The 15,769-nt window shown below is 74.8% G+C and carries 9 protein-coding genes; 7 read left to right on the forward strand and 2 right to left on the reverse strand.

What is annotated here, in order from left to right; all coding sequences use genetic code 11:
• Window positions 1–219 precede the first annotated feature (219 nt).
• From ABT295_RS11130 to ABT295_RS11155, 6 genes are all read left to right on the forward strand, one after another.
• Window positions 220–2,217 (forward strand): beta-galactosidase, encoded by a 1,998-nt coding sequence (locus ABT295_RS11130; RefSeq protein WP_352394413.1) that lies wholly within the window; start codon window positions 220–222, stop codon window positions 2,215–2,217.
• A gap of 2 nt (window positions 2,218–2,219) precedes the next feature.
• Complete coding sequence (locus tag ABT295_RS11135; RefSeq protein WP_352394414.1) at window positions 2,220–2,996, forward strand: DeoR/GlpR family DNA-binding transcription regulator; 777 nt, start codon at window positions 2,220–2,222, stop codon at window positions 2,994–2,996.
• Window positions 2,996–4,123, forward strand: a complete 1,128-nt coding sequence (gene galT, locus ABT295_RS11140) for a galactose-1-phosphate uridylyltransferase (RefSeq protein ID WP_352394415.1) — start codon at window positions 2,996–2,998, stop codon at window positions 4,121–4,123. The genes ABT295_RS11135 and galT overlap by 1 nt, the downstream gene beginning before the upstream one ends.
• Window positions 4,120–5,304 carry a galactokinase gene (gene galK / locus ABT295_RS11145; RefSeq protein ID WP_352394416.1) on the forward strand — a complete coding sequence of 395 codons (1,185 nt, stop codon included), beginning with the start codon at window positions 4,120–4,122 and terminating at the stop codon, window positions 5,302–5,304. Before galT ends, galK begins: the two co-directional genes overlap by 4 nt.
• Before the next feature lie 66 nt (window positions 5,305–5,370).
• A complete protein-coding gene (locus ABT295_RS11150) occupies window positions 5,371–6,720 on the forward strand; it encodes an MFS transporter (RefSeq protein WP_352394417.1) in 1,350 nt (449 codons plus the stop codon).
• A gap of 36 nt (window positions 6,721–6,756) precedes the next feature.
• On the forward strand, window positions 6,757–8,199 hold the full coding sequence (locus tag ABT295_RS11155; RefSeq protein ID WP_352394418.1) for a pyridoxal phosphate-dependent decarboxylase family protein: 1,443 nt from the start codon (window positions 6,757–6,759) through the stop codon (window positions 8,197–8,199).
• 64 nt (window positions 8,200–8,263) lie between these two features.
• Here ABT295_RS11155 and ABT295_RS11160 read toward each other — a convergent pair whose 3' ends face one another.
• Window positions 8,264–8,908 (reverse strand): superoxide dismutase, encoded by a 645-nt coding sequence (locus ABT295_RS11160; protein ID WP_345506036.1) that lies wholly within the window; start codon window positions 8,906–8,908, stop codon window positions 8,264–8,266.
• 92 nt (window positions 8,909–9,000) lie between these two features.
• Here ABT295_RS11160 and ABT295_RS11165 point away from each other — a divergent pair, with 92 nt between their 5' ends.
• The gene (locus tag ABT295_RS11165; RefSeq protein WP_352394420.1) at window positions 9,001–12,135 is read left to right on the forward strand and encodes an AfsR/SARP family transcriptional regulator; all 3,135 of its coding nucleotides are present in this window, start codon (window positions 9,001–9,003) and stop codon (window positions 12,133–12,135) included.
• A gap of 36 nt (window positions 12,136–12,171) precedes the next feature.
• Here the strand turns inward: ABT295_RS11165 and ABT295_RS11170 are convergent, their stop codons facing one another.
• Window positions 12,172–15,654 carry a DEAD/DEAH box helicase gene (locus tag ABT295_RS11170; RefSeq protein WP_352394421.1) on the reverse strand — a complete coding sequence of 1,161 codons (3,483 nt, stop codon included), beginning with the start codon at window positions 15,652–15,654 and terminating at the stop codon, window positions 12,172–12,174.
• Between the last annotated feature and the right edge of the window lie 115 nt (window positions 15,655–15,769).

Consider the following 15,769-nt stretch of genomic DNA (forward strand, 5'->3'; position numbering starts at 1 on the left):
GACTTCCGCGACCGAACCGAGACACTTGCGCCTCTGACCTGCACGTTTACACCGTTGTAAACGTGCAACCGGGACACTCGACACGATCGGTGCGACCGTTCGCCGAGCCGTCGGGCAGCCCTGCTCCGACGTCACCCCCACACGTCGACGGTCGATACGACCAAGGATTGTGTTGGAAATTGTTGACATCGTCGCGACGGAGGCGACACCCTGTGTGGCATGCGCTCCTGGCCGACGAAGACCCTCGCACTCGGTGGCGACTACAACCCCGAGCAGTGGCCCCGCCCCGTGTGGGACGAGGACATCGAGCTCATGCAGCGGGCGAACGTCTCGTTCGTCAGCCTCGGCATCTTCTCGTGGAGCTGGCTCGAGCCGGCCAAGGGCGAGTACGAGTTCGAGTGGCTCGACACGATCATGGACAAGCTGCATGCCGGCGGCATCGCGGTCGACCTCGCGACGGCCACGGCCACCCCGCCCCCGTGGCTCTCGCACGCGCACCCCGAGATCCTGCCCGTCGACGTCGACGGCCACACCCTGTGGCCGGGCAGCCGCCAGGCGTGGTGCCCCACGTCGCCGGTCTTCCGTGACTACGCCCTCGCCCTGACCCGCCAGCTCGCGACGCGCTACCACGAGCACCCCGCGCTCGCGATGTGGCACGTCTCGAACGAGTACGCCTGCCACAACCTGCCCTGCTACTGCGACGAGTGCGCGCGCCACTTCCGCACCTGGCTGCAGCGCCGCTACGGCTCGCTCGAGTCCCTCAACGACGCGTGGGGCACCGCCTTCTGGAGCCAGCGCTACACCGACTGGGAGCAGATCCTGCCCCCGCGCCGCTCGACGACGTTCAACAACCCGACCCACGTGCTCGACTACAAGCGCTTCAGCTCCGACGCCCTGCTCGAGCACCTGCGGGGCGAGCGCGCGGTGCTGGCCGAGCTCTCCCCCGGCGTGCCCGTCACGACGAACTTCATGACCCTCGACCACTTCCGCCACCTCGACTACTCGCAGTGGACCCCCGACGTCGACGTCGTCAGCACCGACCACTACATCGTCGACGCCCTCGAGCACCCCCGGGCCGAGCTCGCCTACAGCGGCGACCTCACGCGCGGCCTGGCGGGCGGCGCGCCGTGGATGCTGATGGAGCACTCGACGAGTGCGGTCAACTGGCAGCCCACCAACCACGCCAAGGACTTCGGCCAGACGATCCGCGACGCGCTCGCCCACGTGGCCCGCGGCGCCGACACGATCGGCTGGTTCCAGTGGCGCCAGTCCCGCGCCGGGTCCGAGAAGTTCCACAGCGCGCTCGTGCCGCACGCCGGCGCCGACAGCGCCCGCTTCCGCGAGGTCGAGCAGCTCGGCCGCATCGCCGGCCGGCTCGGCGAGCTCGTCGGCAGCCGGGTCGAGTCGCGCGTCGCCGTCCTGCACGACTTCCAGGCGATCTGGGCGGCCGAGGGGCCGTGCATGCCGAGCTCCGAGCTCGACGCCCTGACCGCGGCCTCGGCGATCCACCGGGCGCTGCACGACCGCGGCGTCACGGCCGACGTCGTGCACCCGTCGACCGACCTCACGGCCTACGACCTCGTCGTCGTGCCGCAGCTCTACCTCGTCACCGACGCCCACGCGGCCGCCGTCGCCGCCGCGGCCGCGAGCGGCGCGGAGGTGCTCGTCACCTACTTCTCCGGCATCAGCGACGAGCACGACCACGTGCGGCTCGGTGGCTACCCCGGTGCCTTCCGCGACCTGCTCGGCGTCCGCGTCGAGGAGTTCTTCCCCCTGGGCCCGGTCGAGACGGTCGCGCTCGACGCGGGCACCGGCACGTGGTGGAGCGAGGACGTCACCGCCCTGCCCGGCACCGAGGTGCTGAGCACGTATGCGTCCGGTCCCCTCTCGGGTCGCCCCGCGGTGACGCGCCGGGCGGGCACCGGCGACGCCGGATCCGCTTGGTACCTCAGCACGTTGCCCGACGACGCCACGCTCGGCGCGCTCCTCGACGACGTGCTCGCCGCGGCCGGCGTCGACCCTGCCGTCGCCGGGCTCCCGCGCGGCGTCGAGGCGACCCGCCGCAGCGACGGCACGTCCTCGTGGCTCTTCCTGCTCAACCACACCGGGGCCGCGCAGGACGTGGCCACCAGTGGGTACGACCTCGTCGCGGACGCCCCCGTCGACGGCACCGTCCGCCTCGCCCCCGGCGGCGTGGCCGTGCTCAGGGAGGGCTGACCGTGCTGGCGAGCCAGAGGCGCTCGGTGATCCTCGACCTCGTCGAGGAGTCCGGCGCCGTCAAGGTGTCCGACCTCGTCGAACGGCTCGGCGTCTCGGACATGACGATCCGCCGCGACATCGAGCGGCTCTCGACCGACGGCCTCGTCGAGCGCGTGCACGGCGGCGCGCTCGCCCTCGGCGGCACCCGCAGCAGCGACGAGCCCGGCTTCTCGGCGAAGTCGCTGCTCCAGCTCGCCCAGAAGCAGACCATCGCCCGCGCCGCGGCCGCGCGGGTCGAGGCGGGCAGCGCCATCGGCATCTCCGCCGGCACGACCACCTACGAGCTGGCCCGGGCCGTCAAGGACGTGCCCTCGCTGACCGTCGTCACCAACTCGGTGCCGGTCGCCCAGCTGCTCCACGAGTCCGGTGCGCCCGGCCAGACCGTCGTGCTGACCGGTGGCGTGCGCACGCCGTCCGACGCCCTCGTCGGACCCGTGGCGGTGGCGGCGCTGCGCAGCCTCCACGTCGACCTCCTCTTCCTCGGCGCGCACGGCGTCGACGGCCGCACCGGCCTGACGACGCCCAACCTCGTCGAGGCCGAGACCAACCGCGCGCTCGTGTCGGCGGCCCGGCACGTGTGCCTGCTCGCCGACTCCTCGAAGTGGGGCACCGTGGGCCTCAGCACCTTCGCCGACCTCGCCGACGTCGACCTGTTCGTCACCGACGACGCCCTCCCCGAGCGCGCCCGTGCGGCCGCCCGCGAGAGCGTCGGCTCCCTCGAGATCGTGGAGGCCTGATGTCCACCACCAGCCGAACCGCCGCCCGGTTCACGTCGCGGCGGCTCGCCGACGGTCGCGAGATCATCTACGTCGACGAGCCGGGCACGCCGCCGCGCACCGCGGAGGACCCCCGCCCCGTCGAGCCGCGGGTCGAGTCGGGCGAGCTGCGCCACGACGCCCTCGTCGACGACTGGGTGGCCGTGGCCGCGCACCGCCAGCACCGCACCTTCATGCCTCCCAAGGACGAGTGCCCGCTCTGCCCCGCGGGCCACGGCTCGGTCCCCTCCGAGATCCCCGAGCGCGACTACCAGGTCGTCGTCTTCGAGAACCGCTTCCCGTCGTATGCCGTCACGTCCGTCGGTGCCGACGCGCCCGACCCCGACGGCATCTTCGGCACCCGCCCCGCCGTCGGGCGCTGCGAGGTCGTCTGCTTCACGAGCGAGCACGAGTCCTCCTTCAAGGACCTCTCCGTCGACCGCGTGCGCACCGTCGTCGACACGTGGGCCCAGCGCACCGAGGCCCTCGGCGCGCTCCCCGAGGTCGAGCACGTCTTCTGCTTCGAGAACCGCGGGCGCGAGATCGGCGTGACGCTGCCGCACCCGCACGGCCAGATCTACGCCTACCCCTACCTGCCCGACCGCACCAAGGCGCTGCTCGAGGCGGCCCGCCGGCACCACGCGCGCACCGGCCGGCTGCTGGGCGCCGACATCCTCGCCGCCGAGCAGGCCGACGGCTCGAGGGTCGTGGTCTCGGGGACGCACTGGACGGCATACGTGCCCTTCGCGGCGCGCTGGCCCGTCGAGGTGCACCTCGCGCCGCATCGCGACGTGCCCGACCTCGTGGCGCTCGACGACGACGAGCGCGACGAGCTCGCCGTCGTCTACCGCGACCTGCTGGGCCGGCTCGACCGCTACTACGTGGCCGACGACGGCTCCCCCGTCACGCTGCCCTACATCGCGGCCTGGCAGCAGGCACCGGCCCGCACGGGGCGCGACGTCTCGCGCCTGCACCTGCAGCTCATGTCGGTGCTCCGCGGCCCGGGACGCCTCAAGTTCCTCGCCGGGTCGGAGTCGGGCGTCGGCGGCTGGGTCAACGACGTCGCGCCGGAGCGGGCCGCGGCGCGCCTGCGGGAGGTCGCACCGTGAGCGAGCGCTCCTCGGACGACGTCGTCCGCTCGGTCACCGCGGCCTTCGCGAGCGCCTACGGCGGCGCGCCGACGGGCGTGTGGTCGGCGCCGGGCCGGGTCAACCTCATCGGTGAGCACACCGACTACAACGGCGGCCTCTGCCTGCCGATCGCCCTGCCGCACAGGACGTTCGCCGCGGTGTCACGCCGAGACGACGATTTCCTGCGTGTCTCGTCGGCGCAGCAGGACGGCGTCGTCGAGGTCGCGCTCGACGACGTCTCCGCCGAGACGCCGGGTGGCTGGGCGTCCTACGTCGCCGGCGTCCTCTGGGCGCTGCGCCGTGACGGCCTTTCCGTCGGCGGGCTCGACGTGCTCGTCGACTCAACCGTGCCGCTCGGCGCCGGTCTCTCCAGCTCGGCGGCGCTCGAGTGCTCGGTGGCCGCGGCCGCGAGCGACCTCTTCGGGCTCGGGCTGCTCGAGAGCACCGCGGGTCGCGCCCACCTCGCCGCACGCTGCGTCGAGGCCGAGAACGACATCGCGGGCGCCCCCACGGGCGGCATGGACCAGTCGGCCGCCCTGCTCTGCGGCGAGGCGGCGGCGCTGCTGCTCGACTGCCGCTCCGGCGACACACGCCAGGTGCCCTTCGACCTCGACGGCGCCGGGTGCGTGCTGCTCGTCACCGACACCCGCGCGGAGCACGCCCTCGTCGACGGGCAGTACGCCGCGCGGCGCGACGCCTGCGAGCAGGCGGCCCGGGCGCTGGGCGTCGACACCCTCCGCGAGATCTACCCGAGCGGCCTCGACGACGCGCTCGCGCGCCTCGACGACGAGGAGGTGCGCCGGAGGGTGCGTCACGTCGTGACCGAGATCGAGCGGGTGACGCAGACCGTCGACGCCCTGGGCTCGGGCGACCTCGACGAGGTCGGCCGGCTGTTCGACGCCTCGCACGCGTCGCTGCGCGACGACTACGAGGTGTCCTGCGAGGAGCTCGACGTCGCGACCGGGACGGCCCGCCGGCACGGCGCACTCGGCGCGCGGATGACGGGCGGCGGCTTCGGAGGATCGTGCATCGCCATCGTCCGCGCCGACGACGCGGACGCCGTGGCGGCTGCCATCGCGGACGCGTTCGCCGAGCAGGGCTTCACGGCCCCGGCCTCGTTCACCGTCACCGCGTCCGCCCCCGCCGCCCGCGACCGCTGACCGCGACTCCTGACCGGCTCGTCCTCACCTCCACCGTCGCGCGGGCGGGCTCACTAGGGTGCGTGCATGACCCCGGCGACGCCGCCCGCACCGAGCACCGCCCTGCCCGCCGTCGTGCGGCGCGGCTACGGCCTGGGGTCGGTCGCGACCGGGTCGTTCGGTACGGTGCCGGGCCTGCTCCTGCTGCCCTACCTCACCGACCGGCTCGGCGTGCCGGCCGCGGCCGCCGGCGTCATCGTCTTCGCCCCCAAGGCGTGGGACGTCGCGCTCAACCCGGTCGCCGGCCGGGTCAGCGACCGCTCCACCCACGCGGACGGGCGCCGCCGCCCCTTCCTCATCCGCGCCGGCCTGCTGCTCGCCGCGGCCTTCGCCCTGCTCTTCCTCGGGCCGACGGCGCCGCAGTGGCTCGCGGCCGGCTGGGTGGCCGTCGCCTACCTCGCGTGCGCGACGGCGTACAGCTTCTTCCAGGTGCCCTACGTCGCCATGCCGGCCGAGATCACCGACGACTACGACGAGCGCACCCGGCTCATGACCTGGCGGGTCGCGATCCTCGCGCTCGCCATCCTCGTCAGCGGCGGCGCCTCGCCGGCGATCCGCGACGCGTTGGGGCCCGACTGGGGCTACCGCGCCGTCGGCCTCTTCGTGGCGGCGCTCATCGCGCTCGGCGCGTGGGGTGCGTGGCGCGCCACGGCCTCGGCGCCTGTGCGCACGGGAGCCATGACGGGCGCGACGTTCGGCGACCAGCTGCGGGTCATCCGCTCCGACCGGCCGTTCCGGCTCCTGCTGACGACCTTCGTGCTGCAGGCCCTCGCGACCGGGGCGATGCTCGCCGGGGTCGACTACGTCGCCCGCTGGGTCATCGGCACGCCGCTGTCGGCCACCCTGCTCTTCGCCTGCTTCGTCGCGCCGGCCCTCGTCGTGACCCCGCTCTGGCAGCGGTTCGGCACGGCCCGCGGCAAGCACGCGGGCTACCTCGTCGCCTCGGTCCTGCTCGGCGGCGGCGCGCTCGTCCTCGTCCTGCTCCGCGCACTGCCGGAGGGCGCCGTCTACGCCGTCGTCGCGGTCGTCGGCATCGGCTACGCGGGCGCGCAGATGTTCCCGCTCGCGATGCTCGCCGACGTCACGAGCCGCACCGCCGAGGCGCGCACGCGGGTCGGGCTCTACACCGGCGTCTGGACCGCCGGCGAGACGCTCGGCCTCGCCCTCGGACCCGCCGCGTATGCCGTCGTGCTGGCTCTCGGCGGCTACGTGTCCTCGACGGGATCGACCGTGCCGCAGTCGAACTCCGCCCTGACCGCGATCACGCTCGGCTTCTCGCTCGTGCCGGCGGCGCTCGTCGCCCTCTCGCTCCTGGCCCTCCGCGCCCTTCCCGCCCTCGCCCTCCCCCGGTTCGATGTGTTCCACGATCACGGGTGACCGCCAGACACATCGACCCGACGGAGAGGTGCCCCGATGACGATGGACCACGACGAGATCCGCCGGACGCTGACGGCGATGCGAGCGCGCGACCTCCCGACGCACGGGGGTCGCACCCTCGCCTACGTCTACGACTCGGGCCTGGCCTCGGCGGACGCGATCGGCCGCGAGGCGCTCGCAGCCTTCGCGTCGACGAACGGCCTCGACCCCACGGCGTTCCCGTCACTGCTGCGGATGGAGAACGACCTCGTCGGCATCGCCGGGCGTCTCGTCGACGCTCCGGCGGGGTTCGCCGGTGTCGTCACGTCGGGCGGCACCGAGTCGATCGTGCTCGCGGTCCTCGCCGCCCGTGACGCACGGCCCGAGGTCACCGCTCCCCGGATGGTCCTGCCGACGACGGCCCACGCCGCCTTCCACAAGGCCGCGCACTGGCTCGGCGTCGAGCCCGTCCTCGTCGACGTCCACCCGGTGACGAAGCGCGCCGACCCCGAGGCGATGGCCGCCGCCGTCGACGACCGCACCGTCCTCGTCGTCGCGTCGGCGCCGTCCTACGCCCACGGCGTCGTCGACCCGGTCACGCCGATCGCCGCAGCCGCCGCAGCCGCCGGGGCCCGGTGCCACGTCGACGCGTGCATCGGGGGCTGGGTGCTGCCGCACCTGCGGGGCTCCGAGCCCGACCAGCCGCCGTGGACCTTCGCCGTCCCGGGCGTGACGAGCGTGTCGCTCGACCTGCACAAGTACGCCTACACCCCCAAGGGCGTGTCGGTGCTCCTCCACGCGTCCGCCGACCTCCGGCGCTCCCACCTCTTCGCGTCGGCGCGATGGCCCGGCTACACGATGCTCAACACGACGGCGCAGTCGACGAAGTCGGGCGGACCGCTCGCCGCGGCCTGGGCCGTCGTCCACCACGTCGGCGCCGAGGGCTACACGACGCTCGCCCGGCAGGCGCGCACGGCGACGCTCGACCTCGCGGCTGCGGTGGACGGCATACCGGGTCTGTCGCTGGCCGCTCCCCCGGACTCGACGCTCCTCTCGCTCGTCGCCGACGAGACGTGCGACGTCTTCACGATCAGCGACGAGATGCTCGGGCGGGGATGGTTCGTGCAGCCGCAGATGCGCTTCCGCGACCTGCCGGCCACGCTCCACCTGACTCTCAGCGCGGCGACGGCGGCGTCGTCCGACCTCATCGCCACCGACCTCGCCGACGCGACGGCGGCGTCCCGCGCGGCCGGGCCCGCCATGCCACCGGCCGAGCTCGTCGCGAGGGCCGCGTCGGTCGACCCGGCGACCCTCGACGAGGCGACGTTCACCGGCCTGCTCGCCGCCGCAGGACTCGCGGGCGCCGACGACGGGGCCCTCGTGCTGCCCGAGCGGATGGCGCCGGTCAACGCGCTGCTCGACGCCCTGCCCCCGGAGCTGCGCGAGGTGCTGCTCCTCGGCATCGTCGACCGCCTCGCCCGGCCGACCCCGCCGGCCTGAGGGGCCCGGGGACGGCGAAGGGCGGGCACCGTGCGGTGCCCGCCCTGCGTCGTATCGGTGTCGGTCAGCCGGGGATGATCAGGCCCGACGTCGCCTTGGCGCGCTCGAGGCGGGCGGAGACGTCCTCCCAGTTGACGACGTTCCACCAGGCGTTGACGTAGTCGGCCTTGACGTTCTCGTACTGCAGGTAGAACGCGTGCTCCCACATGTCGAGCTGGAGCAGCGGGATCTGGCCGACCGGGATGTTGCCCTGCTGGTCGAACAGCTGCATGATGTGCGGCCGCGCGGCGATGGTGTCCCACGCGAGGATCGACCAGCCGGAGCCCTGGATCGCGTTGGCGTTGGCGTTGAAGTGCGCCTTGAACTTCTCGAAGCCGCCGAAGTACTCGGTGATCGCCGCGGCGACCTCACCCTCGGGCTCACCGCCGCCGTCGGGGCTCATGTTCTTCCAGAAGACGGAGTGGTTCGTGTGGCCGCCGAGGTGGAAGGCGAGGTTCTTCTCCACCCCGTTGAGCGCGGCGTAGTCGCCGGACTCGCGCAGCTCTTCGAGCTTCGTGACGGCCGCGTTGGCACCGTCGACGTAGGCCTTGTGGTGCTTGCTGTGGTGCAGCTCCATGATGCGAGCGCTGATGTGCGGCTCGAGGGCGGCGTAGTCGTAGTCGAGCTCGGGAAGCGTGTAAGCCACTTGTCGTTCCTTTCTGGAGACCATTCGGCTCCGACCACTCTATGCCGCGCCGAGACGGCGCCGACAGGGTGTCGGGAGCAGGCTGCGGGAGACGTACCCACTCCATGGATCCTGCGATGTCAAGCCCACTCGAGGTCAAGGCGGCGTCCGGCGAAACCGACTCGGGCAGCGACGTCCTGCGCCATGATCGGCTCGTGCTGGACGTGAGGCTGCTCGGCCCCGTGCGCCTGCTCCGCGACGGTCGACCCGTCGCCCTGGGCGGGGCGAAGCAGCGCGCCGTCCTCGCCCTGCTCGCCCTCGAGTCGCCGCGCGCCGTGGCGGTGACGACGCTCGTCGACGCGGTCTGGGGCGACGCACCGCCCGCGAGCGCCCGCAACGCCGTGCAGGTCTACGTCTCCGGCCTGCGCACGGCCTTCGGCACCGACGACGCGCGCATCGAGCGGGTCGGCGACACCTACCGCCTCGTCGGTGCCGGCATCGGCAGCGACGTCGGGCGCTTCACGGAGCAGGTCGCGGAGGGACGGGCCGCGCTGCGCTCGAGCAGTGCCGAGCGCGCCGCGGCACTGCTCGAGCACGCCCTGCGATCGTGGGACGGCACGCCCTTCGCCGGCCTGGAGGACCTGCCCGTCGGGGAACGGTCGCGCCGCCTCGTCGAGGAGGCACGGGCGACGGCCCAGGTGGAGCTCGTCGACGCGCTGCTCCGGCTGCGCCGACCGGCGGACGCCGCGGTCGTGGCCGAGGCGCTCGTCGGTGAGCGCCCGCTCGACGAGCACGCGTGGACGCTGCTCGCGTCCGCGCAGTACCACGCCGGCCGGCAGGCGGCCGCGCTCGCCACGTGCCGCCGGCTGCGACGCGTCCTCGCCGAGGAGCTCGGCGTCGACCCCTCACCCCCGTCGCTGGCCGTCGAGGCCGCCATCCTCGCCCAGACCCTGCAGGCCCCGCCGTCCGCGGGCGGCGGGGCCGCGGGGGCGGTGCCGGGCGAGGCCACGGCGGCCGACGCCGACGCCGCCGATCCTGCGGCCACCGACGGGTCGGCGGGCGGTGCGGCGCTGCCCGCGCTCCCGGATCCCTTCGTCGGGCGCGACACCGAGGTCGAGCACGTGTCGGCCCTCCTCGCCGCCGCCCGGGTCGTCACCTTGACCGGGTTCGGGGGCCTCGGCAAGACGACCGTCGCCACGGCCGTCGCACGCCGGCTCCGGCCGTCCCGCCCCGCCGTGCACTTCTGCGACCTCTCCGCCGAGCTGTCCTGGGCGACCGCCGTCGACCGCGTCTGCCGCGTCCTCGCGCTCGAACCCACCGACGACCCCGTCGCCACGCTGGCAGGGGTCGCCACGGGCACGCTCGTCGTGCTCGACAACGCGGAGCAGGTCGCGGACGTTGGGCGCGGTGTCGGTGAGCTGCTCCGCGGGACCGGCCTCACGCTGCTCGTGACGAGCCGCCGACCGTTGCGGGTGGCGGGCGAGCACGTGGTGCGGCTCGAGCCGCTGCCGACGGCGGCCGGCCCCGACGGCGGCCCGTCGCCCGCCGCCAGGCTCTTCCTCGCGCACGCCGAACGCGTGCGGGCGGGGGCGGGTCGCGCCCCGCTGGAGCGCACCGAGGCGCTGTGCACGCTCCTCGACGGCATCCCGCTCGCCCTCGAGCTGGCCGCGAGCCGCACCCGGGCGCTCACGGTCGAGCAGCTGGGTGAGCGACTGCGCCGTTCACCCGTCGGCGGTGCGGCGAGCGGCCTCGGCGACGCGCGTCGCACCGACCTGCCCGGGCGCCAGGCGGGCCTCGCCGTCGTGCTCGACGCCTCGATCGAGCTGCTGCCACCCGAGGCCGTGCTCCTGCTCCGCGTGCTGGCCCGCCTCGGCGGCTGGGCGTCCACCGAGCTCGTGGAGCAGATCCACGACGCCGTCGCCGCCGGAACCCCGCCGGCCGCGGGGCCGGACTTCCTCGACGCCCTCGAGGACCTCGTCGACGTCGGCCTCGCCGAGGTCGACGGCGCCGGCCGCGTCCGCCTGCGGACGCCGGTGCGTGACCACGTCCTCGCCCGACGTGATCCGTCCGTCGACGAGGCGGTCGGGGCGAGCGTCGGCGACCACGTCGAGGACCTCGTCGTCGCCACCGCGCCGCTGCTGCACGGGCCGGCGGCACCGGACGGCATCCGTCGGCTCTCGCACGACCACGACGCCGTGCTCGCGGCGCTCGGCCACGCCATCGCCGCCGACGACCGGCGCCGCGCGCACGCCATGACGCTCGGCCTCGGCCGCTACTGGCTGCTCACCGGCCGGCTCGTCGAGGGGCGGCGGTGGCTCGACGCGGCTCGCGGCCTCGACCACGACGGCGCCGACCGCATCCGCCTCGACCTGCTCGCCGGCACCTACGGCAGCTACGTCAACGACGCCGACGCCGTCGGCCTGCTCGAGGACGCCCTGGCGCGCGCCGACGCCGCAGGGCTGCCCGTCGACCGCCTGGTCGTCAACGGGGCGTGCTGCCTGGCAGCGATGACGGCCCACCTCGGCGACGTCGCGGCGGCCGAGCGCTGGGCGTCGGAGGCGGCCGGGCTCGCCCGGCGCAGCGGTGAGCCCGCGCTCGTCAGCCTCGCGCGCGACCTCGCGGCGCACGTGGCGAGCTACACCGGCAACGCCGAGTTCGCGCTCGAGGCCTCGCTGGCCGGCATCACCGACGCCCGGCGCGCGGGCGACCGGTTCGACCTCGTCAACCTGCTCTCGAGCGCTGCCGAGAACCTGCTCGACCTCGGGCGCGGCGACGAGGCGGTGCACCTGACCGACGAGGCGTTCGCCCTGACCCGCGACCTCGACGTGGGCCCGGTCGTGGCGCACGTGCTGATGATGCGCGGTCTCGCCCTGGCCGGTGTCGAGCGGGCGCGGGAGGCCCGCGGGTGCCTCCTCGAGGCCCTGCGCATGGCCGAGGACCGCTACCCCGACCGCTTCATCGTCGGGGCCATCCTCACGGCCCTGGCCGTCGTCGCCGCCCAGGAGGGTGACGACGTCGAGGCCGCGCGGCTCTGGGGCAGCGGCGACGCGGTCTTCGCCGACGAGGGAGCGGTGCCGGCGAGCACGGCCGGGGCGTTCCTGCGCGCCTCCCTCGGGGTCGTCGCCCAGCGCCTCGGCGCGGAGCGGCTCGCCACCCTGCACGCCGTCGGCGCCGGCGCCCCCCACGACGTCGTCGCGCGACTGCTCGGCCAGACCGGCGTCGACGGTGTGGCGGGCTCCCCGACGCGAGAGACCGGGCGGGCCGTCCCGTGACGGAGGGCCCGCCCGGCGCGCGACCCGGGGCGTGGCTCAGTCGAGGCCGAGCAGGTCGCGCACGTCGTCGGCGCTGATGGCGCCGGAGAGCGCGCCGCCCTCGTCGACGACCCGCTGGAAGAGATCGCGCTTGTGCTCCTGCAGGGCCACGACCTTCTCCTCGATGGTGCCGGCGGAGACGAGGCGGTAGACGGTGACGGGGCGCGACTGCCCGATGCGGTGGGCGCGGTCGATCGCCTGCGCCTCGGCGGCCGGGTTCCACCAGGGGTCGAGGACGTAGACGTAGTCGGCCTCCGTCAGGGTGAGCCCGAAGCCGCCCGCCTTGAGGCTGATGAGGAACGCCACCGCGTCGCCCTCGCGGAACCCGCGCACCACCGACTGCCGGTCGGTGGTCGAGCCGTCGAGGTAGGCCGTCTCGAGCCCCGCGCGGCGCAGGGCCGCGTCGACGATGCGCAGGTAGCCGGTGAACTGGCTGAAGACGAGCGCCCGGTGGCCCTCGGCCGCGAGCTCGCGCAGCTGCTCGACGAGGAAGTCGACCTTGGCGGAGGTGGCCTTGCCCGCGTGCGCGTCGTCGACGAGGGCCGGGTCGAGTGCCAGCTGCCGCAGCCGGGTCAGCGCCGCGAGGATGGCGACGCGGTTGGCCTCGGGGTCGTCGAGCAGCCCGAGCACCCGCTGCCGCTCGCGCTGCAGGTGCTGGTCGTAGATGTGCCGGTGCACCGGGTGCGGGTCGAGGCCGAGCACCTGGATCTGCTTGGGCGGCAGGTCGATCGCCACCTGCTCCTTGGTGCGCCGGAGCATGATCGGGCGGATGCGGCGGCGCAGCAGGTCGAGCAGCTCGGGCCGCTCCCCCGACTCGATGGGCTTGCGGTAGCTCTTCGTGAAGACGTCGGGCCGGGGGTAGAGGCCCGGCGCCGTCAGGGAGAGCAGCGACCAGAGGTCCATGAGCGAGTTCTCGAGCGGCGTGCCGGTCACGGCGAGGGTGAAGGGCGCGGCGAGCTTGCGCACGGCGATGTGGGTCTTGGCCTGGCGGTTCTTGACGAACTGCGCCTCGTCGAGCACGACCCCGGCCCAGCGGACGGCCTGGAAGGCGGCGTCGTCGAGGCGGAGCACGGCGTACGAGGTGAGCACCACCTCGGCGTCGGCCACGACGTCGGCGAGCGGGTGGCCGCGCTTGCGCTCGGTGGCCGTGACCGCCACGGCCCGCAGCTGCGGCGCGAACGTCTCGAGCTCGCCGAGCCACGTGCCGACGACGCTCGTCGGGGCGACGACGAGCACCGGCCCCCGCGTCCGCGGCGACCCGGCGCCGAGCTCGCCGCGGTCGTGGGCGCGCACGAGGGCCGCGATGACCTGGAGCGTCTTGCCGAGGCCCATGTCGTCGGCGAGGATGCCGCCGAGGCCGGCGTCCCAGAGCCGCGCGAGCCAGTGGTAGCCGTCGAGCTGGTAGGGCCGCAGCGTCGCCCGCAGCCCATCCGGCACCGGTGCCAGCGGACCGGACTCGAGCGACCCGAGCGCCTCGACGCTTGCCGCCCACCGGGCGCTCTGCGCGTCGACGACGCCGAGCGCGACGAGCTCGTCCCAGAGGTCGGCGTGGTGCGCGCTGAGGCGCAGGGCACCGGTCTCGGGGTCGGCGATCTCGCGGGCCTCCTCGATGAGATCGCGCAGCCGGTGCAGCTCGGGGCGGTCGAGGCGGAAGTACGAGCCCGAGTCGAGGAGCATGATCTCGTCGCCGCGGGCGAGCGCGCCGAAGAGCGGCTCGAACGGCACCTCCTCGCCGTCCACCTCGACGGAGACGTGCAGGTCGAACCAGTCGCCGGGGTCGTCCGCGCCGGACCACGCACGCCGGTCACCCGCACCGTCCGCGTTGCCGGAGTCGCCGGAGTCGCCGGCTCCGAGCCGCACGACGGGCGCCGCGGTGACCTCCTCGTAGGCCGGCACCTCGCCGTCGACCTCGACCGTGACGTGCTCGTCGGCCTCGAGCAGGGGCAGGGTGGCCGACACGAACCGGGCGGCCTCGAGACCCGTCAGCACGACGCGGGGCACGAGGTAGGCGTGGCCGGCGACGTCGGAGCGCAGGGCACCGGGCACCGCCCGCAACGACGTGGCGGCCTGCACGGCCGCCGACTCGGCGTCGCGGTCGCGGCCGCCCACCGTGCCGAAGCGGGCCGTGGTGAACGGGCGGGGACGCCCGTCGTAGGCGTGCCCGAGGTCGAGGCGCAGCTCGCCGGGCACGTCGCTGACGACGCGGACGTGCACCGTCACCTCCTCGGGCCGCGACGGCTCCGAGGGCTCGGGGGCCGGCAGCGGCACCTCGGAGCGCACCCGGATGCGCCGGCGCAGGCCGGGCACGACCGAGCGCAGGAAGGTGCCGCGCTCGTCGGCGGGCACCCGCAGGCCGGCGAGCGCCGCCGTGAGCCCCTCGGGCCCGAGGTCGAGCTCCTGCTCGAGGGGCACGAGCGTCAGCGACCCGTCGTCGCCCTCGACCGCCACGGCGTGCACGGGGTCGCCGAGGTGGAGCAGCTCGCCCGTGGCGTCCTCGGGCAGACCGTCGAGCTCGACGTCGAGGTCGAGGTCGCCGCTGCCGTCGGCTGCCCGCCGCACGTGCAGCACGAGCGAGGCGGCCTCGTCGGCGACGGAGACCGGGCCGGTCACCCCCTCGCCGGGCAGCAGCTCGATGCCGGCCGCGACGGCCTCGCGCAGCAGCGGCCACACCTCGGCGCTCGAGTCGAGCGAGAGCGGTGGGGTGGCCGAGAAGTACGTCGTGCCGCCGGACCCGCGGCGGGCGACGTCGTGCAGGCGCCCCATGATCCGCTCGTGCTCGGGCAGGAACCGGATGCCCGGTCGCCACTGCGGCAGGGCGTCGTGCCACGACAGGGTGCGGTGCCACGTGCCGGCCCGGGTCCACCGGCTGGGGCGCAGGCCGTAGCTGAGCTCGGGGACCCCGCCCCGGCCCCGCTGGTCGCGGTAGACGGTGTCGACGAAGAGGCCCGCCGGCATGAGGTCGCCGCGCGGCTGCGGACGCTCCGCCGCCGGGTCGGCCTCGACGGGCCGCTCGCGCAGCCGCCCGAACACCTCCGACCAGTGCGCGGAGCCCGGCAGGGCCGCGTGTCCACCGGGGCCACCCGCGCCGCCGTCGGGCGCGTCGACCCCGTCGACCCCGTCGCCGCTGTCCGTCCCCGGGGGCTCGAGCAGGTGCCCGCGCGCGACGTCGCGGGCCGTCAGCATGAGCGCGACGACGTGCTTGCAGTCCTGGCCCACCGGGCAGCTGCAGCGGCCGCTCCAGAGGTGCGAGCGGCCCTTCGGGTGCGGCCGAGCCTCGATGATCGTCTGGTAGGTCTCGGCGCCGCTGCCCTCGATGGTGCCGAGCAGCATCATCCCGTCGGGCCGCGTGGCGAGCGAGCGCACCCGGCGTTCGGCGGCATACGCCTCCCCGCGGTCGAAGGTGCGCGAGCCGACCTGCTGGGCGATGTCGGGGTCGGTGACGTCACCGACCCACGTCGCCCGACCCACGCTCCATGCCACCCGACGACTCTACGGTCGCTCACCGACAGCGGCGCACCGTCCGTCCACAGCCTTCGGGCGGTCGGACGCGGTTCGGTCCGGCGAGGTGGCTCCGGTCCCGCGGACTTCCGCCGGA

This window comes from Terrabacter sp. NPDC000476 (genome assembly GCF_040300125.1).
Lineage (GTDB): Bacteria > Actinomycetota > Actinomycetes > Actinomycetales > Dermatophilaceae > Terrabacter.